General features: G+C 51.0%; 2 protein-coding genes. Both read left to right on the top strand.

The window, feature by feature from the left end; translation table 11 throughout:
• The coding region (locus tag NE664_12785; GenBank protein MCQ4727511.1) for an ABC transporter ATP-binding protein at positions 1-260 on the top strand (260 nt) is incomplete at its 5' end.
• On the top strand, positions 257-590 hold a 334-nt coding region (locus NE664_12780; protein ID MCQ4727510.1), incomplete at its 3' end, for an ABC transporter permease. The genes NE664_12785 and NE664_12780, both read left to right, overlap by 4 nt.

The following is a 590-nucleotide window of genomic DNA, read 5'->3' as shown; positions in this document are numbered from 1 at the left end:
ATGACACAGGCGCCGCCTCCCTGCTGCGGGAAAATGAAGATCTCTCCAACCTGTTTTGTGAAAGAAAGGATACCATTTCTCCGGACAGCTTCTGTTATTTCACCGACAACGGCATCCGTCTTCCCTTCCTTCCGGACCGGATACTGGCACAGGTGATCCGCACCCTTATAAACCACGGAATTGAACTGTACCGGGCGGAGGAAAAGCGGCAGAACCTTGAGGATATCTATCTTGGCATGGTAAAGGAGGCGGGACTATGAGTAAAAAGACAGAATTTGCCCTGGAAATGCGCAAACTGCGCCGCCGCCACATCCCAATTCTGTTCCTGATGGTATTTGTCCTCATCACGGCCTGGACATACTGGTGCATTGATGACCTGGACGTCTCCCGTCTGAATGATGTGAGCGCCATGGTATTCACCAACCTACTTCTGATGAACACGATCCTGTGTCCCATTGTCATGGCGGCCCTGGCCAGCCGGATGTGCGATATGGAACAGATGGGGAATACCTACAAATGGCTCTGTACCATGCAGAAACCGGAACATATCTACCGTGGAAAAGTGATGGCAGGCAGTTTTTATATTCTCC

The organism is Anaerotignum faecicola, from assembly GCA_024460105.1.
Lineage (GTDB): Bacteria > Bacillota > Clostridia > Lachnospirales > Anaerotignaceae > JANFXS01.
Note: the sequence above shows the minus strand (reverse complement) of the source record. Positions and strands in the feature narration are given on the sequence as shown.